Below are 22161 nucleotides of genomic sequence, written 5' to 3'. Positions count from 1 at the left end.
AGGGAATATGAGAATGAGCATCAGCGCCGAGGAATTTGAGGTGATCGATCAGATGCTGAAACAGTCCGCGGGCATGGCGGCGCTACGGGAGGCGCTGCCGCATTTGCGGTGGCATTCATGCGATGCCGCCGATGTCACGGAGGAGCCGTTTCGCAGTTACCCTGGTCTTGAATTGTATTTTCTCGATTGCTCCAATCATTGCGTGCAAGTTGTTGGCGCGGCCGAGCAGGCCAGCGGCTTGCTTCTGGCGATGAGGAAGGGCGCATGAGCGAGATGGATCCGATTCTGCTTTGCGACCCTGATTTGTCCGGGGCGGAGTTGGCGGCGGCGGCGCAATTGCTGCGTTCGCCTTATCTCTCGGCGGGACCGGAGATCGCCTCATTTGAAGCTGAATTCGCCAATTATGTGGGGCGTGGCTATGCCGTGGCGGTATCGAGTGCCACGCTGGGGTTGTTGTGCCTGTTGCGCGCCGCGGAGATTGGTCCTGGAGACGAGGTCATCTGCGCGCCGCATGGTTTCCGTGAAGCGGCGCATGCCATCAGTCTCGCTGGTGCAACGCCGGTTTTCGCGGATATAGATTATTGGTCTGGCACCTTGGCGCCCGGCAAGGCGGAAGAGAAATTATCGCCGTGCACCCGTGCGATCATGGCGGGAAATGCCAATGGCCATCCCGCGCCGTGGCCGGCCTTGCGGGCGCTGGCGGCCGGGCGTGGGGTTATGTTGATCGAGGATAGCAGCGAGGCCCTGGGGTCGCGGTTGAACGGGCAATTGATCGGTACGTTCGGCGATGCGTCTCTGTTCGATTTCTCATTGCCTTCGCCGTTATGCTGCGGTGAAGGGGCGATGGTGGTGACGGACGATGCCACGTTGGCCGCTTCCATACGTCTTCAGGCTGGACGCAGGCTAGAGGAGCGCGGTTCGGTTCTGGCCACGGCCACGGCGCCATTTCAGGCCACGATGAGTACCTTGAATGCCGCTATCGGTCGGGTCCAATTGCGACGGTTGCCGGAACTCCTGGAGCGGCGCAAGCTGACAGAGGCGATTTACGGCGTGCATATGCAATCCTTCGAGGGGATCAAACCGCCTTATGAAGCGCCGGATGTGACTGAAATGCACTGGATGTTTTATCTGGTGCATCTTGGCACGCGCTTTTCACGTTCGAGCCGCGACGCCATCATCGACGATCTCGGTGTGGCCGGTATCGCCGCGGTGGCTTATTCATCGCCATTGCATTTGCAACGGCTTTACTTCGACCGGGGCTATCGGCGCGGCGATTTTCTGGTAACGGAAAAAATCGCGGAGCGCGCCATAGCCTTGCCGTTTCACGCTCATCTCGATGCGGATGAGATCGAATTCATCGTTGAAACGATGAAGGATGCGTCGGTGAATGTCGGCGCTGGTGCCGCCATTTACTGATTTTCAAGCAAACAAGGAAAGGGAAATTCATGTCGCTTTTAACCATTATGCCGTCTGGAAAGAGTGTTGAGGTCGCCGCCGGCACCACGCTGCTAGCCGCCATTCTCGCGGCAGAGGAAGGCATCAATCATAAATGCGATGGTAAGGCCGTTTGCGGTACCTGTCATATTTTCGTGCAGGAAGGACGCAAGGGCGTGAGCAAGATCGCTCGTGAGGAGAATGAGCGTTTGGATACGATCGTCGGTGTGGGATCGAAATCCCGCCTTGCCTGCCAGGCGGTGTTTCTTGGCACTGAAGATGTGAAAATCGAGCTTCTTGGATTTTCATCTGGTTTTTGACGGATGCAAATGTCGTAAAGTTGACAAGGATATGTGTCGTCTGTGCTATAGGGATGGAGTTCTCCACTGGAGGCAGCAGACGACGCGTTTACTTTGCCAAGGTCTGGCCTATCAATTTGCAAGACTCGTTCATTCAAGATGGAGGTTGTTATGAGATGCAAATGGAATTGGCTCATGGCCGCTCTGGCGGTGCTGATCCTTTCACCCGCAATGGCGCGCGCGGCTTCGACGTCTATCGCCGTGGCGGCGAACTTTACGGCACCGGCCAAACGCCTGGCGGCCGCGTTTGAATTGAAGACAGGCGATAATCTGGTGCTGAGCTTCGGCTCTTCCGGACAGTTCCTGACCGAGATCACGCAAGGCGCGCCCTATGATATATTCCTCTCGGCCGATGCCAAACGCCCGCAAAAACTTGCCGCCATGGGCTTGGCTGATCAATCGAGCCTGTTTACCTATGCCGTAGGCAAACTGGTGCTCTATAGCGCCAAGCCTGGCTATGTCGACGCCCAGGGCAAGGTTCTGGCCAGCGATGGGTTCGCGCATATCGCCATCGCCGATCCCAAGACCGCGCCTTACGGCGCGGCCGGGATCGATACCCTGAAGGCGATGGGGCTTTATGACAAGCTGGCTTCGAAAATCGTGATCGGAAAAAGCATTTCCCAGACCTACCAGTTTGTGGCGACAGGCAATGCGGAGTTGGGGTTCGTGGCGTATTCGCAGGTTGTCAATGTGAAAACGGGTTCAAAATGGCTTGTTCCGGATTCGGATTATCAACCGATCGTTCAGGACGCCGTGTTGTTGAAACCCGGTGAGACAGATCCGGTGGCGAAGGCCTTCCTGGCCTATCTCAAAACGCCCGAGGCATTGGCGGTGATCCGTTCTTACGGCTACGGCACCGCACACTAACCATGTGGGCCCCCGCCGCTGTTCTCACACTGACACTGGCGGGGCTCACCACGCTCATCCTGCTGGTGCTTGGTGTGCCGCTGGCCTGGGGGCTGGCGCGCGCCAAGGGCTGGTGGGTGGAGCTCATCGGCGCGGCGGTGGCGCTGCCGCTGGTGTTGCCGCCCACCGTGCTGGGATTTTATCTGCTGATTTTGCTTGGCCCGAACGGCCCCTTGGCACCGCTGCTGCGGGTTTTCAATATCACCACCTTGGCGTTTTCCTTTCCGGGGCTGGTTATCGGCTCTTGCATCTATTCATTGCCGTTTCTCGTGCAGCCTGTTCGCAGTGCCTTTGCCACGTTGGGAGATGGCGCATGGGAAGCGGCGTTGACCTTGCGTGCCGCGCCGCTGGATGCGTTTCTCTCCGTCGCACTGCCCCTGGCGCGTGGTGGGATCGCCACCGGGGCCATCCTGGCCTTCGCGCATACTCTGGGAGAGTTCGGGGTGGTGATGATGATCGGTGGAGATATTCCAGGCAAGACCGAGGTTTTATCAATTGTCATCTTCAATGACGTGGAGAATCTCGAATGGGCCCAGGCGGGGCGGATTTCCGCCGTGCTGGCGGCGTTTTCCTTTCTGGTCATCCTTGTCACGCAATTGCTCGGGCGGCGGAGACTGCGGCGGTGAGTGAGATCGTGGCGCGTTTTTCAGGGGGGGTGGGCGCCTTTCAGCTCGATGTTGGGTTCACCATTCCGGGGCGGGGCATTACGGGTCTGTTTGGCCGTTCTGGTTGCGGCAAGAGCACATTGTTGCGTTGCTTGGCGGGGCTGATGCGCATGCCGGGCGGAGAATTGCGCGTAGGGGACCAGCTTTGGCAGGATGCGCGGACATTTCTGCCGCCTTGGCAACGCGCCGTGGGATATGTGTTTCAGGAATCGCGGTTGTTCGCGCATCTGAGCGTGAAGGACAATTTGTTGTTCGGCCAGCGCCGCGCGCGCGCGGGCCGCATCATGGAGACGGATGTCACTGGCTTTTTGGGGTTGGAGACATTGCTCGCGCGTTCTCCCGTGGCTTTGTCGGGTGGAGAGCGCCAGCGTGTGGCGATCGGCCGTGCATTGCTGACCCAGCCGCGCCTGTTGTTGATGGACGAACCGCTGGCCGCGCTCGACCGTGAGAGCGCCGATGAAATATTGCCGTGCCTGCATGGCATTTCGGAAAATTTCGGCGTGCCGGTGGTCTATGTGTCCCATCATATGCCCGAGATCGAACGCATTGCGGGGCATCTTCTGGTGATGAGTGGTGGGCGTGTCGCGGCCAATGGCGCGTTGGCCGAGATTCTAACAGACTTGTCCTTGCCTTTCGCGGCCCGGACGGGTGCCGCCACCGTGCTGGACCTGACGGTCGGCAGCTATGATGAGGTTTACGGATTGACGTTGTGTGGCACGTCGCCGTTGCAACTGGTTGTGCCGGGATGTCTGGGGCCGGCGGGGACACCTGTGCGTTTGCGTGTGCGGGCCGACGATGTCAGCGTTACAACGCATCCAGGTTCCAGCAGTATTCTTAACAGCTTGCCGGCCCGTATTCTGGAGGTCACGGCGCTTGAAGGCCCGCACGTGGTGCTGGCGCTTGAGGTGGGTGGCACTCGGCTGCTGGCGCGCATCACCCGCAAATCCTGGGAAGGGCTGGGATTGGCGGAGGGGAAGGATGTTTTTGTCCAAATCAAGGCCGAGGCCTTGGCTGGGACGCAAGGAGCAACAAGCGATGACGGAATCAGTTCTTTTTGAGCAACTGGGCGGCGCGCCGGGAATTGCCCGGTTGGTGGATGATTTTTACGACAGGATGGAGCAGCCGTGCTATGCCGCCTTACGCGATTTGCATGCGCCGGACTTGGCGATGACCCGCGCGGTCCTGAAACTTTATCTGGCCGAATGGATGGGTGGCCCGGCGGAGTATTCCGCGGCCTATGGGCATCCGCGTTTGCGCCAGCGCCATATGCATATCCGCATTGGCGAGACCGAGCGTGACGATTGGATGCGCTGCATGAGCGAGGCCATGGCCCATAATGTGCCGGACGAGGCGGCCAGGACGCGCTTGACCCAGAATCTCGTCAAGCTGGCGGATTGGATGCGCAATCAACCCGGCAATCCGCATGATGCAGGGCAGGCTTATGGCGCTGGTACGGAAACTTCCGTGGCGCAGGCCGGACACGTCGCAAATTCGACAGTCGAGAACCCGACAAATTGCCCTTGCTCAAGCGTGCGCGATTAAGTTTTGTCGTGTTGATGAACTGGCACGGCGTTTGCAACTCCTCCGTTAAACCGGATGGAGAGTGTAAAAGAGATGAGCGCGCATCTGGACGCCATTGACGACATTGTTGCCGCCAGCGGCGAAAGTTACAAATACGGTTTCGTGACGGATATCGATTCCGAAACGGCCCCGCCGGGGCTCACCGAAACGACCGTGCGTTTTATTTCGGCCAAGAAGCAGGAACCGGAATGGCTGCTGGAATGGCGGCTGAAGGCCTTCCGGCGCTGGCAAGGCATGGAGCAGCCGGATTGGGCAAAGCTGAATGTCGCGCCGATCGATTATCAGGCCGCGACTTATTATTCCGCGCCAAAAACAGCGGAAGGCCCGAAATCGCTGGACGAGGTCGATCCTGAACTCCTGAAGACCTATGAGAAGCTTGGCATTCCACTGGGGGAACGCGCCGCGCTGGCCGGAGTGGCGGTGGATGCGGTGTTCGATTCCGTTTCCGTGGCCACGACATTCCGGGAAACGCTGGCGGCCGAGGGGATTATTTTCTGCTCGTTCGGCGAGGCGGTGCGCGAGCACCCAGAGCTGGTACGCAAATATCTCGGCACGGTGGTGCCCCAGGGCGATAATTTCTTTTCGGCTCTGAATTCCGCCGTGTTTTCGGATGGTTCTTTCGCCTATATTCCCCCAGGAATACGCTGCCCGATGGAGCTATCCACTTATTTTCGTATCAATGCGGCGAAATCGGGCCAGTTTGAGCGCACATTGCTGATCGCGGACAAGGGCGCTTATGTGTCCTATCTGGAAGGTTGCACGGCGCCGATGCGCGATGAAAACCAGTTGCATGCCGCCGTGGTGGAGCTTGTGGCCCTGGAAGGGGCGGAGATCAAATACTCCACCGTGCAGAACTGGTATCCGGGCGATGCCGATGGCAAGGGCGGGATTTATAATTTCGTCACCAAGCGCGGTATTTGCCGAGGCAAGGCGGCGAAGATTTCCTGGACTCAAGTGGAAACCGGATCCTCGATCACCTGGAAATACCCATCCTGTATCCTGGAGGGGGATGATACGGTGGGAGAGTTTTATTCGGTCGCGGTAACCTCGAATTGCCAGCAGGCCGATACCGGCACCAAGATGATCCATCTTGGCCGCAATACGCGCTCCACCATCATCTCCAAGGGCATATCGGCCGGGCGCGGGCAGAATACTTATCGCGGGGCGGTTAAGATGCTGCCGGGGGCGGAAGGAGCGCGTAACTACACGCAATGCGATTCCCTGCTCATTGGCAAACGCTGCGGCGCGCATGCCATTCCATATATCGACACGCGCAACCCCACGGCGCGCGTGGAGCATGAGGCCACCGCCTCGAAGATTTCCGACGATCAGCTTTTTTACTGCTTGCAGCGCGGCTTGACACCGGAAGAATCCGTTTCGCTCATCGTCAACGGGTTCTGCAAGGAAGTGTTGAAGGAGCTGCCGATGGAGTTTGCCGTCGAAGCGCAGAAGCTGTTGGCCGTGAGTTTGGAAGGCAGCGTGGGATGAACCGTTCTGGACAAGGAGGCACAGCATGACCAAGCTGATCGAAATCGAAAACCTGCATGCGCGCATCACTGGCGGGCGTGAAATTCTCAAGGGCGTTTCCTTGCGGTTTGGCGCGGGTGAGGTGCACGCCATCATGGGGCCGAACGGCGCTGGTAAATCCACGCTCTCCAGCATTTTGGCGGGCAAGCCGGGTTACGAGGTAACCGCCGGGCGGATTTTATACGATGGCGAGGATATTGCCGACATGCCCGCCGATGAGCGTGCGCGCAAGGGCATTTTTCTCGCTTTTCAATATCCCGTGGAGATACCGGGTGTGAACAACACCTATTTCCTGCGCGCCTCGGTGAATGCGATCCGCCGTGAGCATGGGGAGGTGGAACTGGATGCCGCGCAGTTTCTCAAGCTGGTCAAGCAGAAAATGTCCTTGCTTGACATCAAGGACGACCTTCTCAAGCGTGCGGTGAATGTCGGGTTCTCGGGTGGTGAGAAGAAGCGCAACGAGATTTTCCAGATGGCGATGCTGGAGCCCCGGCTTGCCATTCTGGACGAAACCGATAGCGGCCTGGACATCGACGCTTTGCGCGCGGTGGCCGATGGCGTGAACAAGCTGCGCGATCCAAGCCGGGCGATTGTGATGATCACGCATTATCAGCGCCTGCTCGATTATATTCAGCCGGATTTCGTGCATGTGCTGGCCGATGGCCGCATTGCCGCCTCGGGTGGGAAGGAGATGGCCGCTGAACTGGAAAAGACCGGCTATGCGGGGTTGGAGCACGCGGCATGAGCGCGGTGCTGGGCGTGGCGGAACCGGAATGGTTGGCGGTGCTGCGCGCGGCGGCCATGGAGCGTTACATCGCCCAGGGGTTGCCCACGGCGAAGAACGAAGCTTGGCGGTTTTGCAATTTGCGTGGCTTGGCCGTGCCGGCCACTACTGGAACAGCGAAGGTGAGCTTGAATGCGGCTTCCTTGCCGGCGGGCGTCAGGTTTCAGACGTTAAGCGGCGTGCTGGCCCAGACGCCGGACTGGCTTGAGACATGTTTGGCCATGCCGGAGACGGCGGATGGTTTCACGGCGCTCAATCTGGCCATGTTCCAGGATGGTTTCGTGTTGGAGGTGCCGGCGGGGGTGCAAATCAAGGAGCCGCTGGAAATCCTCCAGGAGAGCCAGGACGGTGCGGTGCATCTGCGCGGATTGGTGGTATTGGGGGAAGGGGCCGAGGCCACATTGGTCGAGCGCGTGACCGGTTCAGGCTGGACCAACAATGTCACCCATATCGCCCTGGCGCCGGGTGCGCGGTTGCGCCATGCCAAGCTGCAGGCCAAGCAGCCGGGGGCGGTGCATGTCTCGGCGACGTCCATCACGCTAGGAGAGGAGGCCGATCATGAATCGGTCGTTCTGGCATTGGGTGGTGGCGTGACACGTGAGGCGGTGAGCGCGGTGCTGGCCGGCGAACGGGCGAATTTCTCGCTGCGCGGGGCTTACCTGCTGGGAGGCAAGCAGGAAGCCAGCTTCGTGCCGGAGGCATTGCATCTGGCGCCCAATTGCACCAGTTGTCAGGTGGTGAAGGGCGTGCTGGCGGATACGGCGCATGGCATTTTCCTGGGGCATATCGGCGTGCCGGAAGGGGCCGATGGCACTGACGCCAATCAGGGCAACCATAATATTTTGCTGTCGGCTGGCGCACGGGTGGATACGCGTCCACGGCTGGAAATCCTGGCCGATGACGTGAAATGCCGCCATGGCGCCACGGTGGGCGACCTGGACGAGACGGCCTTGTTCTATCTGCAATCGCGTGGACTGCCACCGCAGGCCGCGCGGCGGATGCTGATCGAGGCTTTCGCCGCCGACATTCTGGACGGGGCGGATTTGCTCCAAACGGTGCGTGATGGTTTGGCTGGCGCCATGTCGGCCTGGGCGGAGACGTTGGCGTGACCGCGCTGCGGGCCTTGCCGGTTATGGCGGGCTTTGATCCGATGGCGCTGAAGACGGAGTTTCCCGTGTTCACGCGCCATCCGGACCTTGTTTATCTGGACACGGCGGCCAGCGCCCAGAAACCGGAAGAGGTCATTGAGGGCATCGCCGAGTTCTACCGCGCGGATTATGCCAATATGCATCCTGGCGGCTATCGTCTTTCCATTCGCGCCACCGAGCGGTACGAGCAGGCGCGCGAGACCGTGCGGCGCTTTCTCAATGCCGCCAGCACCGAGGAAATCGTGTTCGTGCGCGGCGCCACCGAGGCGATCGATCTGCTGGCGCATGGCTGGGGGGCGTGGCTTAGGCCCGGAGATCAGATTTTGCTCACCGGGCTTGAACATCGCGCCAACATCGTGCCCTGGCGGATGCTGAGGGACCGGCTCGGCGTCAGGTTGGCTGTGGTGCCGGTGACGGAGGAAGGCGGGCTGGACATGGCTGCTTTCGCTCATTTGCTCGAAGCCCGCCCAAGGCTGCTGGCGATGACCCATGTGGCCAATGCGACCGGGCATGTCACGCCGGTCGCGGAAATGGTGCGGATGGCCCATGCCGCGGGCGCGCGCGTGCTGTTGGATGGCTGCCAGAGCGCTCCCCGCTTGCCTGTGGATGTGCGCTCCCTGGACTGCGATTTTTTCGTTTTTTCCGGGCATAAATGTTATGGGCCCACCGGGATCGGTGTGCTTTACGGCAAGCGGGAATTACTGGCCGCGATGCCGCCCTGGCGGGGCGGCGATATGGCCGGCATGGTCGGTTTCGAGGAGACGGGCCATCAGGATGCGCCGCCGCGCTTCGAGGCCGGCACGCCCGACATCGCCGGGGCGGTGGGGTTGGATCTGGCCTTGCGGTTCATGATGTCTCTCGGTTTGGAGGCGGTCGAGGCACATGAACAGGACTTGACGGATTACGCCCTGGCCGTGCTGTCCCGCCAGCGCGGGGTGCGGCTGGTGCCGGCGGGGGGATGCCAGATCGGCGTGATCTCCTTCATGGTTGAAAATCTGCATCCGCAGGATCTGGCCACGATTTTCGACCGGCGCGGTGTGGCCATCCGTGCCGGGCTGCATTGCGCGCGGCCGTTGATGGAGCATTTGGGCGTTCCCGCCACCGCGCGGGCTTCCTTTGGCGTTTACAATACGCACCGCGATATCGACGCCTTGGTCGCCGCGATCGCCGAAGCCCAGCATCTGTTCGGAGTCTGATCATGGATCCGCGCGAACTATATCGGGATTTTATCTTCGCCCATGGCCATGACGCGTTTTGTGGTGACAAGGTGGCGGTGTTGGCCGAGGGAGGCGAGCGCATGCGGGCCTTGAGCGGTGCGAGGGCTTATCCGGTCGGGGGGAAATGCACGAGGCCGGCCTGGCATATATGCGCCGCGGCGATACGGGAGCAGGCGCATGTCGGCATTGCTTGATACAGCTTTGGAAGAGCGGATTTTCGATGCCATCCGTACCGTGCAGGATCCCGAGATTCCAGTGAATCTGGTCGATCTCGGCCTGATCTATGAATTACGGATCGATGAAATGGGCATCGTGCATATCGCGATGACCCTGACCTCTCCTGGTTGCCCGGTGGCGGGACAATTGCCGCAACAGGTGCAGCAGGCGGTGGCGATGGTGCCCGGCGTGACGGCCGTGGTGGTCGCGCTGGTATGGGAGCCCCCCTGGACGGATGAGCGAATGACCGACGCGGCGAAGTTGGAGCTGGGGCTTTTATAAAAAGGCCGGGCTCATGGCGGCGAGGCCCTGCCCAACAAGGCCTCGCCGGTTTTGGAGCCAGCCGCCTCAGATGTCGGCGTGCATGTCCGTCTTGGTGGTGTCGGGGGTCATCAGGATGGCGATGATGGCGGCGATGGCATAAACCATCACGATACAGCCAATATAAAGATAGGCATGGTGAATGCCGACATCCTTCAGGATCTGCCCGGCGATGATGGGCAGCAGACCGCCCCCGTAAACCTGGCTGAGCTGATACCCAGCGCTGGCGCCGGAAGCACGGTAACGGGTGGGAAAATTCTCGGTGTAAAAGCTGGGAATGGCGCCATAGCCAAAACCGAAGACGAACCCGAACCCGATGATTTCGGCGATCGCCGCCAGGACGATGTTGTGCGTGTTGATCAGGTAGAAATAGGGAATCGTGAAAAGCAGGAAAATAACGGCGGAGGTCAGCAGCACGGTGCGGCGGTTCAAGCGGTCGGCCAGCAGGGAGCCGCCGATCATGAAGAGCAGCATGAAGGCGGCGGCGATCAGCCCAACGATTTCCGCCTGCATCGCCGTGAAACCAACCGCTTTCATATAGCTGGTGCCGAACACGAAGGAGAGGAAGAAGGCACCGCTGAACATGGCATTGACGAAGGAGGTGCGCACGATGCGCAGCGGCATGTCCTTCCAGACCTTCGCGGCGGGAAAATCCAGCACATGCCGTTCGTCGCGCAGCTTATCAAACAGGAAGCTATCCGCCGTGCGGAAGCGGATCACCACGCCGACAATGGCGACGAGAAAACCGATAAAGAAGAAGATACGCCAGCCCCAAGCCATGAAATCCGCCTCGGTCATCAGCGATTTGACAAAAATCACCGAGGAGAAACCAAGCAGCAGGCCAAGCGGAATCGCAAAGCCGACCCAGGCGCCCCAGAAAGCGCGGTATTTGGATTTGGCGGCTTGCTCCACGACCCAGGTCGAGGCGGTGCCGAATTCCGCGCCGAAGCTGATGCCCTGGCAGAGCCGGAAAATGACGAGCAGGATTGGCGCGGTGACGCCGATTGTATCATAAGTGGGGGTGAGGCCGATGGCCAGGGTGGAGCCGCCCATGAGCACCAGGGCCCAGACCAGGGCATCTTTCCGGCCATATTTATCGGCAATGTTACCGAAGATGAATGCCCCGACGGGACGGATGATGATTCCGAGACCATAAACCCCAATGGCCGCGGCAACCGCCGCAAGTCCGGGTAATTTAAAGAAAATGTCACCCCAGATCGTGGCGGCGATGATGCCCGTGACCAGAAAGTCGTATTGCTCGATGACAGAGCCAATTAGGCTGGCGACCGCGACTCGGCGAATTTGCGCCGTGCTCGGCCCTGTGTGGCTTTCGCTCATGTTCCTCCCTCTCATCAAATGATGGTGTTATTCTATGTGTCGGGTTGTTGGTGTGCGGTCAATCGCCAGATTAGCCATGCCGGCGTTGATCGGCGGCATGACGGACCAGGGCGCCGAACCGGTAAAGCCCATGTACGAATTTGCTGTAGGGCATGGTCAGGAAAAAGCCGAGAACCAGCCCCAGATGGATGCAGAGCACGATTCCCTGTGCGCTGGTCGAGCGCAAGGCCAGAAGCAGCAGGCCGGTGAGCGCGATCATCAGGAGCAGCAGGAGCAGCCCCGTATCGGCTCCCAGTAGATTCCGTGACTGGGGGTCTTGATCCCCCGCCATTTTCAGCCAGAGGAGCCCGGCGCAGCCCGTGACGATGCCGGCCCCGCCGGCGATTCCCAAAAGCACGGGCAGGCTGGATGGGGGATAAGGGGCGGGGTAGCCGAGCAACAGATCATACACGGCCCCCACGCAAGTCGCGGCGAAACAGAGCAGGAACCCATAGGCCATCAGATGATGCAGATAACGCCGGCGATTGGAGAAGGCGCCATTTTCGTCGTTGCAGCCATGGCCGCCGCCGCCGAGATAGCGCAGGCTGGCGGCATCCTTCAGGGCCTGATGGATGTCGGCGCCGCTTACCCGGGTCGTGCCCGCGTCTTTCCAGAAATTGCGGAAGCCCAGCGCCAGGGCCAGCAGGGCATATAGTCCGGCGGCGAGGGCGGTGAGGGTCATGACCGCCTTTGGGATGATAAGGTAGAAGCCGGCTCCCGGCGCGACGGGCAGGATGCCAAAAAGCCGTGCCGGGTTTTGCAGCAGCAAGGTCAGCAGCAGCACCAGGGCAATGCCGCCCGACATGGCGAGCGCGGTGATCAACCCGTTACGCTGGAACGCACCGGAAAGGCCACGCGGCCAAGCATATTGCGCGTAGCTCGCATGGCGCAATTCAGCCATGGCCTTGGGAACATTGATGCCGAATTCATGCGGTGGCGCATATTGGCAGGCATAATAGCAATCCTTGCAATTATGGCAGAGATTGGCGAGGTGGGAGAGGTCGGCGTTGCTGAAATCGCGGTGCAGTTCCATGGCCGGAAACACGGCGCAGAATCCCTCGCAATACCGGCAGGCATTGCAGACCTCCAGGGCCCGGCGGGCGTCCTGAACGACATGGCTGGGCGGGGTGGCGGTGGGGTGTTCAGTGCTGGACACGGTGGGCGGCCTCCTTTCCCGCGATGCAGCCAAAAACAGTGCCGATCGCCATGCCGAAACCGGCCAGATAGCCCTTGCCGAGAATACTGCCGGCCATGATTTCCCCCGATGCGAAAAGATTTTCAACGATACCGCCATCTTGCATGACGACTTCGGCCCGCTCGGTCACCTTGACACCGAGATAGGTGAAGGTGATCCCCGGACGCAGTGGATAGCCGATGAAGGGGGGCTCCAGCAGGGGGCGCGCCCAGTTGGTTTTCGGCGGATCCAGCCCTTCCGTGTGAACGCCATCCAGCGTCTTGCCATCGAATGCGCCTGGCACGCAGGCGGCATTGAAACGCTGGACCGTCGCTTCCAGCGCCTGGGGGTTCAGTCCCAGCTTTTCGGCCAGGGCCGCGATGCTCGGCGCCTTGATCGCGGGAAAGACCGAGGGCATGAACAGCGTTTCGGCGCGGCTGTCGATGATGCTGTAGGCGACTTGATCCGGCTGCTGTGCGACGAGGCGCCCCCATATGGCGTAGCGTTTGGGCCAGACATCCTCGCCTTCGTCGTAAAATCTCTGCGCGTTTTTGTTGACGACGATGGAGAAGGGCACACAGTCCAGCCGTGTGGCGATGCCACCGTCGAATTTCGGGGCGCGCCCATCAATGGCCACGGCATGGCATTGGGTGGGGTCCCCCACCGAGGCCACGCCTTGCGCCAGCAAATTACGTAAAATTCGCCCTTGCGCATAAGGGGTGCCACGGATGAGGAAATTCTCCGCCGCGGGGCCCCAGCCCTCCTTCAGCCATTCGATATTCGCCTGGAAACCGCCGGATGAGGCGATGACCGCCTTGCAGGAGACCTCAAGGGGGAACCCCCGGCTGACCACCTTCAATTGCCGGACACGGCGCTTTTCAAGCGTGATCTCGGTGACTTCCGTATCATAGAGCACATCCACGCCCAGGCGCTGCGCCATGGCGTAATAGGCGTTGAGCAGGGCCTTGCCCCCGCCCAGAAAAAAAGCGTTGGTGCGCGACAGGTTGAGCGTGCCGGTGAGCGAGGGCTGAAACATGACCCCGCACCGGGCCATGAAGGGCAGGGCTTGCTGGGTGGAGCGGATGGTCAGCCGGGCCAGCGCTTCATCTGTCTGGCCGCCGGTCACGCGCAGCAGGTCGTCCCAATATTCATCTTCGGCGTAGCTGTCGGTCAGCACCAGGGTGGGTTGGCTATGCATGGCGCGAATATTGCGCGTGTGCCGGGAATTGCCCCCGCGCATGGTCTGGGGAGCATGTTCCAGCACCAGCACGGAGGCACCGGCCTCACGCGCCGTGATGGCCGCGGTCAGAGCCGCGTTGCCGCCGCCGATCACCACGATATCGTAGGCGCATGCTCTGTTTTCCATCCCGGCCTCCATAATTGTATACTGTTGTATACAATTATTCGCGGCACGAGCCGCCTGTCAACCGGTTCCCGCGCGGGTCAGCTGGGCAGGCGCTTCTGCAGCAGTTGGATGCGGGTTTTGAAGGCGTTGCGGATATGTTGCCGGGCGGCTTGCTCGGCGCCGTCCGGATCGCGCGCGGCGATCCGCTCGACGATCTGCGCATGCTCCCGTACTGAAGCAGCCCCCCGGCTGGGGGCGCCCAGCGTGGTGCCGGGCAGCAGCGCCAGGGACAGGCGCAGGGTTTCCAGAGCCTGCGCCAGAAAGCCGTTGCGTCCCGCGTCGCGGATCTGCTGATGGAAGGCGCGGTTGGTCTTGGCGAGTTCCGTGGGGGTGCTGGTGAGGGTTTGGTCCTGCTCCAGCATTTCCTGCAGCAGGGTGATCTCAACATCCGAGGCATGCTGCGCCGCCAGCCTGGCGGCCGTGCCCTCCAGCACTTCGCGCAACAGATATAGCTCGGCGATCTGGTTGTAATTGAGCGAGGTCACGACCCCGCCATGATGAGGTTCATGGGTGATCAGACCTTGCTGTTCGAGCCGTTTCATCGCCTCGCGGATCGGTGTCCGGCTGAGGGAGAAGCGTTGTGCCAGTTCCGCCTCGCGCAGCCGGGTGCCGGCGGGAAGATCCCCATTCTCGATCCTGGCAAGCAAAAGCTCGTAAGCGCCAGTGCCGCTCGAACGGCTGGGCCCCGTGGCGGGTTTGCCCTTAACGGGGGGGCGTTTGCGCCCAGGTGCCGTGTTCTGGCCAGCCATTCTGTCTATTCTCCCTCTCGCCTGTGTTCGGCTTAGGCTGAAACGGCCCGCGCAGGAAGATTTGAGCGCCTCGGCAAAAGCCTGGCGCAGACGGCGCTTGAGCAAGATATGGATTCCGGAATGGGGTGGCCATGACGGCCGGCGGACATCAATGGACGCTCCTGGCTGCCTCTATCGCTCATGACGGGAAGTTCATGGTGAGGGGCGTTGTGGCGGTGACGGCGTTCATTCCGACAATCTATCGTTTTTCCGAGGCTTTCCTTCTTGATTTCGGTTTTTGGCATGATCGCTTGATCGGGCGTGGCCGGTGACCGGCCCGCGCGAGGGGAGGCCGATTCGTCATCTCGTGGTGGGCGGCGGCGGGTTTATCGGCCGGCATGTGGGCTTGGCGCTTGCCCGGCAAGGAGACGAGGTGATTCTAACCGGGCGCGAAAAACCCGGCTTTTTCGCGCAAATGGAGGAAGCCGGCGCGATCTCCTGGCGCGATTTGGATATTTACAATGCCGACTGGGCCGCGCAGACCGAGGGGGCGGATATTGTGCATTTTTATGCCTGGGGGTCGCTGCCCTCCACCGCCAATGCCGACCCGAAAGCGGATCTGGCGCATAATCTTGGCGCCTTGCTGGGCATGCTGGACGCGCTGAGGCACCGTGGCCATGGGCGCGTGGTATTTTCCTCCTCCGGCGGCACGGTTTACGGCCCGTTGCGGCGGGTTCCCGTGCCCGAGTCGCATAAGCTGGCCCCGATCAATGCTTATGGGGCCAGTAAATCGGCCGCGGAGATTTATCTCAATTTATACCGCGTCATGTATGGGCTGGATTGCCGGGTGGCGCGCATTGCCAATCCGTTCGGCGCAGGTCAGGATATTTCGCGCGGGTTGGGGGCGGTGACGGCTTTTTTGAACAACGCCTTGAATAACCGCCCGATCGAAATATGGGGAACGGGTGAGGTTGTCAGGGATTTTATTCATATCGCCGATGTCACGGACTGTTTGGTGAAGTTGGCCATGACGGATGATCTGCGCGGCCAGCATGTCTTCAATCTTGGCAGTGGAGAGGGCACCAGCCTCAACGGGATTGTCGAGGCGCTGGAGATGCGCTTTGGCCGTAAGCTGGAGGTCAGCCGAAAGCCGGGGCGGGCCTTCGACGTGCCGTCGAACGTGCTGTCCATCAACAGGGTGAAGCGTACATTGGGCTGGTCGCCGCGGCTGAGCTTTTCCGCCGGGCTGGCGAGGATGCTGGCGGATTTGGCCGAGCACCCCGATTTCTCGGCCCTGCATCCGGCTGAGGGAGCACGCGCTTCGGCGCGGCTGGCTGCCGGGAAAGCCGAGCCGCCCTTGGTCCGGGCGGTTCGCGCCAAGGATGGTCAGCGATGAAAATCGCTTTGTTCGTGCATTGCTTTTTTCCCGATCATTTTTTTGGAACCGAGACCTATACGCTGCAAGTCGCGAAATCGCTGCTGGCGCGCGGGCATGACGTCACGGTGGTCACTGGCGGTTTTCAGTACGAGCCCCGTTACCGGGCCATGCTGACCCGCTATGTCTATGACGGTGTGCCGGTCATCGTCTTCGACAAGAATTTTCTGCCTCATGGCAGCGTGGCGGAGACTTATTGGCAGGAGAATACGCGTCCGGTTCTGCGCCAGATTCTCGATGAGTTGCGGCCTGACATCGTTCATGTGACGCATCTGGTGAACCATACCGCCGTATTGGCCGGCGAGGCGAAGGCGGCTGGCTATCCGCTGGTGGCAACGCTGACGGATTTTTTCGGGTTTTGTTATACGAGCACCTTGCAGGCCGCGGATGGCGGCCTTTGCAAGGGCCCCAACATGCTGCGGACCAACTGCATCGCCTGCTACGACAAGGCGACGGGCAATTGGCCGCGTTTTCAGTATAAGCTCTCCATCCTGGCCGAACGGCTTTATTATGCCTGGAGGCGCCGGCGCGATGAGCGGCACATGTATCCGATCGGCGATTTGGTGAAACGTCCCGGAATCCTGCGCAAGGCTTACAAGCATTACGATGCGATGATCACGCCGACGCAGTTTCTCTACGATGCCTATGCGCGGAACGGCTTTGATTCGCGCCGATTTGTCCTGAGCCGTTTTGGCGTGGAGATGGATCGGCGGGAAAAACCGCCCGTGAATCCGGAGGCGCCGCTGACCATAGGCTATATCGGGCAGCTTGCCGCGCATAAAGGCGTGGATCTGCTGATGAACGCGGCACGGACGCTGAAGCCGGGAAGCTTCAAGCTGAAGATCTACGGGCCGCTGGATCAATCGCCCTATGCCATGAAACTACGAGGCCTGGCGACGCAGGACATGGAGTTTTGCGGCACTTTTCTGCCCGCCGAGTTCAGGGCCATTCTCGATGGCCTGGATATTCTGGTGATTCCCTCGACCTGGTATGAGAACAGCCCGTTGGTTCTGTTGAACGCGCTTGCGTCTCATACGCCGGTGGTGGTTTCCAACGTGCAGGGGATGATGGAATTTCTCGACGGCAATAATGGCTGGAGCTTCGAGCGGGGCGATGAGGGAGAGCTTGGCCAGCTTCTGCGGCGCTTGGTGGAAGACCCCGCCAAGACCAGGGCCCACAGTCAGACTACGAATTATACACGCACCATTGATGTCATGGTCGATGAGGTTGTGGATACATATGCAAAGGTGCTGGCCGGATCGGCAAAGGCCAATCGCTAACTTTTAACGGAAGCAGGGGAAATGACCTTGGCTCAGGTTTGTCCTGTCTGTCGGAAAAACATGTTCGCCGCGCAGGATGTCCCCGAGACCGGTTGGCGCTGTGGCGTCTGCGGCTTTGTGCGGCGTCCGCCCGTATCGGCTCAGCCCGTCGCCAGCCAGCCCGGTTTGTCGGATTGGGTGAACGGCTTGCTCGAACAGGCCCGGCGCGATGGCGAGGGGGGAGAGCTTCTCCAAATCGGCTGCGGCGCGGGTGAGGGGCTGGAGCAGGCGCGGGCCTTGGGGGTCGAGGTCATGGGGGTCGAGGCGGACGAAGCGGCGCGCCAAGCGGCCCGGCACCGCCTTCCTGGGGTTTTCATTGCGGGCACGATCGAGGCGTTGCCGTCGCACAATTTCGATTTTGTGTTGATTTCGGGGGAATTGCCCAATCAGCCAGATCTTCACGGATTTTTCCATATCCTGTTCAAGAAGATGGCGATCACGTCCGAAACCCGCGTGATTCTTGAGCTTCCGGCCACGCATGAAGGGTTGAATCTTCTGTCCGAAGACGCGCTCAAGGCGTTGTTCCGGCTGTTAGGCTTCACCAGCTGCGTCATGTGCGAGGCGCAGGAACCCAAGGCGGGCGCGTATCTGCGGTGCCTGGCCAAGGGCAGCCATTTCACCGCGTTCATGCATGAGCGCTACGTTCCCGGCACGTGGAGCGAACTGACCAGCTACGAGCATCTGCCACGCTATGATTATGCGTGCCGGCTGGTGACCGGGATGGATGTTCTGGATTTCGGCTGCGGCACGGGTTATGGCGCGCGTCGCTTGGCCGATGCCGCGCGGGAGGTTCTGGCCGTCGACATTAGCGAGGCCGCCTTGGATTACGCGCGCTCCTTTCATATGAAGGAGAATTTGCGTTTTGAGCGCAACGCGGATCTCGCCGCTTCCTTGGGCGAGGGGCGGTTTGACCTTATCACTTGTTTCGAGGTGATCGAGCATATTGAGGCCAGCCAACAGCGGGAGCTGATCGGCCGTTTCGAGCGTTTGCTGAAACCGGGCGGGATATTGCTGATTTCCACGCCGAATCCGGCGGTTACGGCTCTGTATGGAGAGAACCCCTATCATCTCCACGAAATGACGCTGGAGGAGTTTCGCACTCTCCTGAGCGGCATGTTCGCGCATGTCAGGATGTTTTCACAGACCATCGCCGCCAGCGTGTATCTCCTGGCCGAGGATCTGCCGGCGCGCGGGGAGGTCAGCTACAATCCAGAGCTGTTTCAGGGGGGAGACAATGTCGCTGTCTATGTCGCGGCTTGCGCGCGCATGCCCCTCCCGGTCTTGCCTTCCACAGTCTATCCCGACATGCAGCGTGATTTTGTGTCCGGCCATATGGAAATGCTGCATTTGAGGAACAAGGAAACGGCAGACCGTGTCGCGCTGGTCCGGCAGGAAGCGGAATTGCGGACCTTGCGTGCCATGGCGCAAGGCGGGGAGGTTGAGCAGATGCAAGCGGCGGCGCAATTGCGGGAGGCCCAGGCTGAACGCGTGAAGCTGGCGGCGGCTTTGCAAGCCGCGACGTTGGAGCAAGCCGAGTGGGCCCGGCAGGCGCGGGAAGCTCTGGCTGGGCAGGCGCAAGCGGTTGTGCAATTGCGCGAAGCCTTGGCTGAGCGCGCGCAACTGGCGGCGGCTTCGCAAGCCGCCACGTTGGAGCAGGCCGAATCAACCCGGCAGTCGCAGGAAAACATGGCCGTGCAATTGCGCGAAGCCTTGGCTGAGGGCGCGCAACTGGCGGCGGCTTCACAAGCCGCCACGTTGGAGCAGGCCGAATCGGTCCGGCAGTCGCAGGAAAACATGGCCGTGCAATTGCGCGAGGCCCTGGCTGAGGGTGCGAAACTGGCGGCGGCTTCACAAGCCGCCACGTTGGAGCAGGCTGAATCAGCCAAGCAGGCGCAGGAAATTCTGGCCGCGCAATTGCGCGAAGCCCTGGCTGAGCGCGCGAAATTGGCGGAGGCTTCGCAGGCTGCCATGCTGGAGCAGGCCGAATCGGCCCGGCAGGTGCGTGAAGCCCTGGCTGGGCAAGCCCAGGCTGTCACGCAGATGCGCGAATTATGGGTGGAACGCGAGACGCTGGCCGCAAAGCTGCAAGAGGCCGATGCCGGGCAAACACATCTGGCGGAACGGCTGAAGGTGATGGAAGCCGAACTGGCCGCAAACTTGGTGTTGTTGCATCAGAGCCAGGCTGATCAGGCAGGGCAAGCCGTGGAAAACGCCACGCGTGAACAGCGTCTGGCCGCCATGCAAGCTGAGTTGGGAGAAAGCCGCGGCCGGTTGCATGGGGCGCAGGCTCAGGCCGAACATGCCAGGCTGAGGCTGGAACAGATCGAACGTTCGACGAGCTGGCGGGCTTTGCGCCGGACCCAGCCCCTGCTGGAGAAGATGCGCCCGGTTCTGCGCCCGCCCTTGCGTCTGGCGTATCGTGCCTACCGGCGGCTGCATAGCCGGCCGATGGGGCCGGTGCCGACAGCGGCGGATGCCGGGCCCATTAATCCGGTATGGCGTCCTTGGAATCTGTCATTGGAACTGAGGCTGGAGCCGGTATGGGACGAGGCCAAGGGCGCCTATTGGCTGGATTGCGAAAAACGTCCCCCCTCGCAATTATCGGGCGCGAAAGATCAATCTTGCAGCATGGTGCCATTCTGTCAGGCCGACCAGGCGGAGAAGCATATCCTGCATATTCTTCCCACCATGTCGGATCATGCGGCGGCCCGGCTAGCCGGCGCGCTGGTGGCGCAATTGCCGCGCCCTTACGCGCATGCGATCTTGACTTCAACCACCTGGCCTGGTGGCACGCATGAGGGGGTTGAGGTGCGCCATGTATCCACGCCAGACCCCGCCGCGATGCTTCAGGTGCTGGATATGTTGAAGCCGGACATGGTGCATCTGCATTATTGGGGCGGGGCGGACGAAGCCTGGTATCGCGCGGTGCTGGATGCGCTGCGCGAACGCAAGCCAGCTTCCATGCAGAGCGTGTATCAGCAGGCCGCGCCGCTGTTGGATGAGGTGTTCGGCACGTATATCTTCGCCAGTGAACATATGCGCGCGCAGTTTGGCGCCGAGCCCTCGGCGGGCGGGGCGATGGTGAAGGTGATCCATCCGGGTGTCGATCTCACGGGCTTCGATGCCCGGGGGTTTGCGCCTGACGCGCAAAACGCCATCGGCATGGTCGGCCGGCTGGAACCTGATTCGTTGAACGAAGACAGTCTTGCCTTGTTGATCGAGATAGTCAGGCGGCGGCCACGCACCCGCGCTTATGTGGTGGGGGGCGGCAGCTTGTTACAGGCCTATCTGGAGCGCCTCGAACAGGCTGGTGTCAGGGAGAATTTCCGCTTCACCGGCCATCTGCCCGAGGCGGCGTTGCCGCGATGGTACGAACAGTTTAGGCTGTTCGTGCCGCCCGTATGGCACGGCGATGCGAGCCGGGATCTGGCCTTGGCGATGAGCCAGGGCTGCGCCGTGGCGGGGCATGAAGGCGGGGAACTGCCGGAGTTTCTCGGCGGTCATGAGACGTTGGGGCGGACTCTCGATGGCGTGGCGGATATCATCGTCGATCTGCTGGACAATCCTGCCCGGTTGGACCGGATGGGACAGGCAAATCATGCACGCGCCCCGGAATTGTTTAGCTTGGCGAAGATGGTCGCGTGCTATACCGAGGCCTATGATCATACGCTGCTGGTGGGGTAGAGGGTGAAGCTGGCGGTGAAGAGACCGTGCGCCGAATGGTTGGCGTTGGCGGGGATGGTCGTGGTGTTCATCGTGTTGAACGCCGCTTGGATCTGGCATTTTCGGCATGGCCAGCTTCTGGATATTGACGAGGCGGGCTATCTGGGATTCGCCCTTGCGGATTATCAGGGGCTCATGCATGGCGGGCTGGTCGGCCTGATCAAAACCATTGAGGCGCCAAGCATCCAGGCGCCGGTCACGACGGCTTTGGCGGCCTTGGTTTTCGCCGTGACCGGGCCTCATATGCTGGCTGCGTTCAGCGTCACGGTGCTATGCGCGGCGGCCTGCATTGTCGCGGCCTACTGCTTGGCGCGCGCGCTGGGCATGGGAAGATTTTCGCTGTTGCCGGCATTTCTGGTCGCCACCAGCCCGCTTGTCATCAATTACAGCCGCGACTTCCAGTTTTCGATGCCTGTGACTTTCATGGCGACCGCGGCGCTTGCCTGTCTGGTGAACTCCCGGCGCATGCGCCATCCGGGCTGGAGCCTGGGCTTTGGCGTGTTTCTGGGGCTGATGCCATTGGCGCGTACCATGACCCTGGCATTCATTCCCCCGCTTCTCGTTGGGGTTTTGATCTATGTTTACAGTGACGGGCTGGCGGACTGGCGTAAACGGACCCTATGGCTTGTCGTGTCCTTATGTGTCGCGCTGCTCGTCGCGTTGCTTTGGTTCATCCCCAACGGGCCTTATGTCTTTCATTATCTGCTCGGTTTTGGCCCGGAAGAACCGGCCGCAAAGGTCGCGCTCCGCGTAGCGGGCGATGACGGGGTCGAGAACGTCCCGCCAGCCATCGGCGCTGTGGACGTTGCCATGGCGCAAGGCGCAGCGCTCCAGCATGCCGA

The 22161-nt window shown here is 60.9% G+C and carries 20 protein-coding genes and 1 pseudogene; 17 read left to right on the top strand and 4 right to left on the bottom strand.

Going from position 1 to position 22161, the window contains the following annotated elements; all coding sequences use genetic code 11:
* Positions 1-13 precede the first annotated feature (13 nt).
* The 13 genes from AB7D48_RS15290 to AB7D48_RS15230 all read left to right on the top strand — a co-directional run bounded on the left by AB7D48_RS15290 (position 14) and on the right by AB7D48_RS15230 (position 10119).
* Positions 14-268, top strand: coding sequence for a hypothetical protein (locus AB7D48_RS15290; RefSeq protein WP_427980875.1), 255 nt, complete (start codon positions 14-16; stop codon positions 266-268).
* Complete coding sequence (locus tag AB7D48_RS15285; protein WP_427980874.1) at positions 265-1416, top strand: DegT/DnrJ/EryC1/StrS family aminotransferase; 1152 nt, start codon at positions 265-267, stop codon at positions 1414-1416. Before AB7D48_RS15290 ends, AB7D48_RS15285 begins: the two co-directional genes overlap by 4 nt.
* Before the next feature lie 29 nt (positions 1417-1445).
* Positions 1446-1754, top strand: coding sequence for a 2Fe-2S iron-sulfur cluster-binding protein (locus tag AB7D48_RS15280; RefSeq protein WP_427980872.1), 309 nt, complete (start codon positions 1446-1448; stop codon positions 1752-1754).
* Positions 1755-1928: 174 nt separating this feature from the next.
* Complete coding sequence (modA, locus tag AB7D48_RS15275) at positions 1929-2660, top strand: molybdate ABC transporter substrate-binding protein (protein ID WP_427980870.1); 732 nt, start codon at positions 1929-1931, stop codon at positions 2658-2660.
* Between the two features lie 2 nt (positions 2661-2662).
* Positions 2663-3325, top strand: a complete 663-nt coding sequence (gene modB, locus AB7D48_RS15270) for a molybdate ABC transporter permease subunit (protein ID WP_427980867.1) — start codon at positions 2663-2665, stop codon at positions 3323-3325.
* The gene (gene modC, locus AB7D48_RS15265; RefSeq protein WP_427980865.1) at positions 3322-4422 is read left to right on the top strand and encodes a molybdenum ABC transporter ATP-binding protein; all 1101 of its coding nucleotides are present in this window, start codon (positions 3322-3324) and stop codon (positions 4420-4422) included. The genes modB and modC overlap by 4 nt, the downstream gene beginning before the upstream one ends.
* Entirely contained in the window at positions 4400-4906 is a 507-nt protein-coding gene (locus AB7D48_RS15260; RefSeq protein WP_427980862.1) for a group II truncated hemoglobin, read from the top strand. The genes modC and AB7D48_RS15260 overlap by 23 nt, the downstream gene beginning before the upstream one ends.
* A gap of 72 nt (positions 4907-4978) precedes the next feature.
* Positions 4979-6433, top strand: coding sequence for a Fe-S cluster assembly protein SufB (sufB, locus tag AB7D48_RS15255; protein ID WP_427980860.1), 1455 nt, complete (start codon positions 4979-4981; stop codon positions 6431-6433).
* 25 nt (positions 6434-6458) lie between these two features.
* Entirely contained in the window at positions 6459-7217 is a 759-nt protein-coding gene (sufC, locus tag AB7D48_RS15250) for a Fe-S cluster assembly ATPase SufC (RefSeq protein ID WP_427980857.1), read from the top strand.
* Complete coding sequence (sufD, locus tag AB7D48_RS15245) at positions 7214-8365, top strand: Fe-S cluster assembly protein SufD (protein WP_427980855.1); 1152 nt, start codon at positions 7214-7216, stop codon at positions 8363-8365. The genes sufC and sufD overlap by 4 nt, the downstream gene beginning before the upstream one ends.
* A complete protein-coding gene (locus AB7D48_RS15240; protein WP_427980853.1) occupies positions 8362-9600 on the top strand; it encodes an aminotransferase class V-fold PLP-dependent enzyme in 1239 nt (412 codons plus the stop codon). The genes sufD and AB7D48_RS15240 overlap by 4 nt, the downstream gene beginning before the upstream one ends.
* Positions 9601-9602: 2 nt before the next feature.
* Positions 9603-9815: a hypothetical protein gene (locus AB7D48_RS15235; protein WP_427980850.1), complete on the top strand. Its 213-nt coding sequence runs from the start codon at positions 9603-9605 to the stop codon at positions 9813-9815.
* Entirely contained in the window at positions 9799-10119 is a 321-nt protein-coding gene (locus AB7D48_RS15230) for an iron-sulfur cluster assembly protein (protein WP_427980848.1), read from the top strand. The genes AB7D48_RS15235 and AB7D48_RS15230 overlap by 17 nt, the downstream gene beginning before the upstream one ends.
* Before the next feature lie 66 nt (positions 10120-10185).
* Here the strand turns inward: AB7D48_RS15230 and AB7D48_RS15225 are convergent, their stop codons facing one another.
* The 4 genes from AB7D48_RS15225 to AB7D48_RS15210 all read right to left on the bottom strand — a co-directional run bounded on the left by AB7D48_RS15225 (position 10186) and on the right by AB7D48_RS15210 (position 14863).
* Positions 10186-11496 carry an MFS transporter gene (locus AB7D48_RS15225; protein WP_427980846.1) on the bottom strand — a complete coding sequence of 437 codons (1311 nt, stop codon included), beginning with the start codon at positions 11494-11496 and terminating at the stop codon, positions 10186-10188.
* Between the two features lie 70 nt (positions 11497-11566).
* Entirely contained in the window at positions 11567-12691 is a 1125-nt protein-coding gene (gene tcuB, locus AB7D48_RS15220) for a tricarballylate utilization 4Fe-4S protein TcuB (protein WP_427980843.1), read from the bottom strand.
* Entirely contained in the window at positions 12678-14075 is a 1398-nt protein-coding gene (gene tcuA / locus AB7D48_RS15215; RefSeq protein ID WP_427980841.1) for an FAD-dependent tricarballylate dehydrogenase TcuA, read from the bottom strand. The genes tcuB and tcuA overlap by 14 nt, the downstream gene beginning before the upstream one ends.
* Positions 14076-14152: 77 nt before the next feature.
* On the bottom strand, positions 14153-14863 hold the full coding sequence (locus AB7D48_RS15210; protein WP_427980838.1) for a GntR family transcriptional regulator: 711 nt from the start codon (positions 14861-14863) through the stop codon (positions 14153-14155).
* Between the two features lie 307 nt (positions 14864-15170).
* Here AB7D48_RS15210 and AB7D48_RS15205 point away from each other — a divergent pair, with 307 nt between their 5' ends.
* The 4 genes and pseudogenes from AB7D48_RS15205 to AB7D48_RS15190 all read left to right on the top strand — a co-directional run.
* Positions 15171-16238 (top strand): NAD-dependent epimerase/dehydratase family protein, encoded by a 1068-nt coding sequence (locus AB7D48_RS15205; RefSeq protein WP_427980836.1) that lies wholly within the window; start codon positions 15171-15173, stop codon positions 16236-16238.
* Positions 16235-17557 carry a glycosyltransferase family 4 protein gene (locus tag AB7D48_RS15200; RefSeq protein WP_427980833.1) on the top strand — a complete coding sequence of 441 codons (1323 nt, stop codon included), beginning with the start codon at positions 16235-16237 and terminating at the stop codon, positions 17555-17557. The genes AB7D48_RS15205 and AB7D48_RS15200 overlap by 4 nt, the downstream gene beginning before the upstream one ends.
* Before the next feature lie 60 nt (positions 17558-17617).
* Positions 17618-21280, top strand: coding sequence for a methyltransferase domain-containing protein (locus tag AB7D48_RS15195; protein ID WP_427980830.1), 3663 nt, complete (start codon positions 17618-17620; stop codon positions 21278-21280).
* 54 nt (positions 21281-21334) lie between these two features.
* Positions 21335-21928 (top strand): annotated as a pseudogene (locus AB7D48_RS15190) (ArnT family glycosyltransferase); the annotation flags it as partial.
* Between the last annotated feature and the right edge of the window lie 233 nt (positions 21929-22161).

This window comes from Acidocella sp. (assembly GCF_050253495.1).
Lineage (GTDB): Bacteria > Pseudomonadota > Alphaproteobacteria > Acetobacterales > Acetobacteraceae > Acidocella.
The sequence above is the reverse complement of the archived record's forward strand: the minus strand, read 5'-3'. Positions and strand labels throughout refer to the sequence as shown.

What these genes read in the sequence shown, in the direction of transcription:
- AB7D48_RS15290 (WP_427980875.1), top strand. Translation starts at nt 14, where the DNA reads ATGAGCATCAGCGCCGAGGAATTTGAGGTGATCGATCAGATGCTGAAA.
- AB7D48_RS15285 (WP_427980874.1), top strand. Translation starts at nt 265, where the DNA reads ATGAGCGAGATGGATCCGATTCTGCTTTGCGACCCTGATTTGTCCGGG.
- AB7D48_RS15280 (WP_427980872.1), top strand. Translation starts at nt 1,446, where the DNA reads ATGTCGCTTTTAACCATTATGCCGTCTGGAAAGAGTGTTGAGGTCGCC.
- modA (WP_427980870.1), top strand. Translation starts at nt 1,929, where the DNA reads ATGGCCGCTCTGGCGGTGCTGATCCTTTCACCCGCAATGGCGCGCGCG.
- modB (WP_427980867.1), top strand. Translation starts at nt 2,663, where the DNA reads ATGTGGGCCCCCGCCGCTGTTCTCACACTGACACTGGCGGGGCTCACC.
- AB7D48_RS15260 (WP_427980862.1), top strand. Translation starts at nt 4,400, where the DNA reads ATGACGGAATCAGTTCTTTTTGAGCAACTGGGCGGCGCGCCGGGAATT.
- sufB (WP_427980860.1), top strand. Translation starts at nt 4,979, where the DNA reads ATGAGCGCGCATCTGGACGCCATTGACGACATTGTTGCCGCCAGCGGC.
- sufC (WP_427980857.1), top strand. Translation starts at nt 6,459, where the DNA reads ATGACCAAGCTGATCGAAATCGAAAACCTGCATGCGCGCATCACTGGC.
- sufD (WP_427980855.1), top strand. Translation starts at nt 7,214, where the DNA reads ATGAGCGCGGTGCTGGGCGTGGCGGAACCGGAATGGTTGGCGGTGCTG.
- AB7D48_RS15235 (WP_427980850.1), top strand. Translation starts at nt 9,603, where the DNA reads ATGGATCCGCGCGAACTATATCGGGATTTTATCTTCGCCCATGGCCAT.
- AB7D48_RS15230 (WP_427980848.1), top strand. Translation starts at nt 9,799, where the DNA reads ATGTCGGCATTGCTTGATACAGCTTTGGAAGAGCGGATTTTCGATGCC.
- AB7D48_RS15225 (WP_427980846.1), bottom strand. Translation starts at nt 11,496, where the DNA reads ATGAGCGAAAGCCACACAGGGCCGAGCACGGCGCAAATTCGCCGAGTC.
- tcuA (WP_427980841.1), bottom strand. Translation starts at nt 14,075, where the DNA reads ATGGAAAACAGAGCATGCGCCTACGATATCGTGGTGATCGGCGGCGGC.
- AB7D48_RS15210 (WP_427980838.1), bottom strand. Translation starts at nt 14,863, where the DNA reads ATGGCTGGCCAGAACACGGCACCTGGGCGCAAACGCCCCCCCGTTAAG.
- AB7D48_RS15200 (WP_427980833.1), top strand. Translation starts at nt 16,235, where the DNA reads ATGAAAATCGCTTTGTTCGTGCATTGCTTTTTTCCCGATCATTTTTTT.
- AB7D48_RS15195 (WP_427980830.1), top strand. Translation starts at nt 17,618, where the DNA reads ATGTTCGCCGCGCAGGATGTCCCCGAGACCGGTTGGCGCTGTGGCGTC.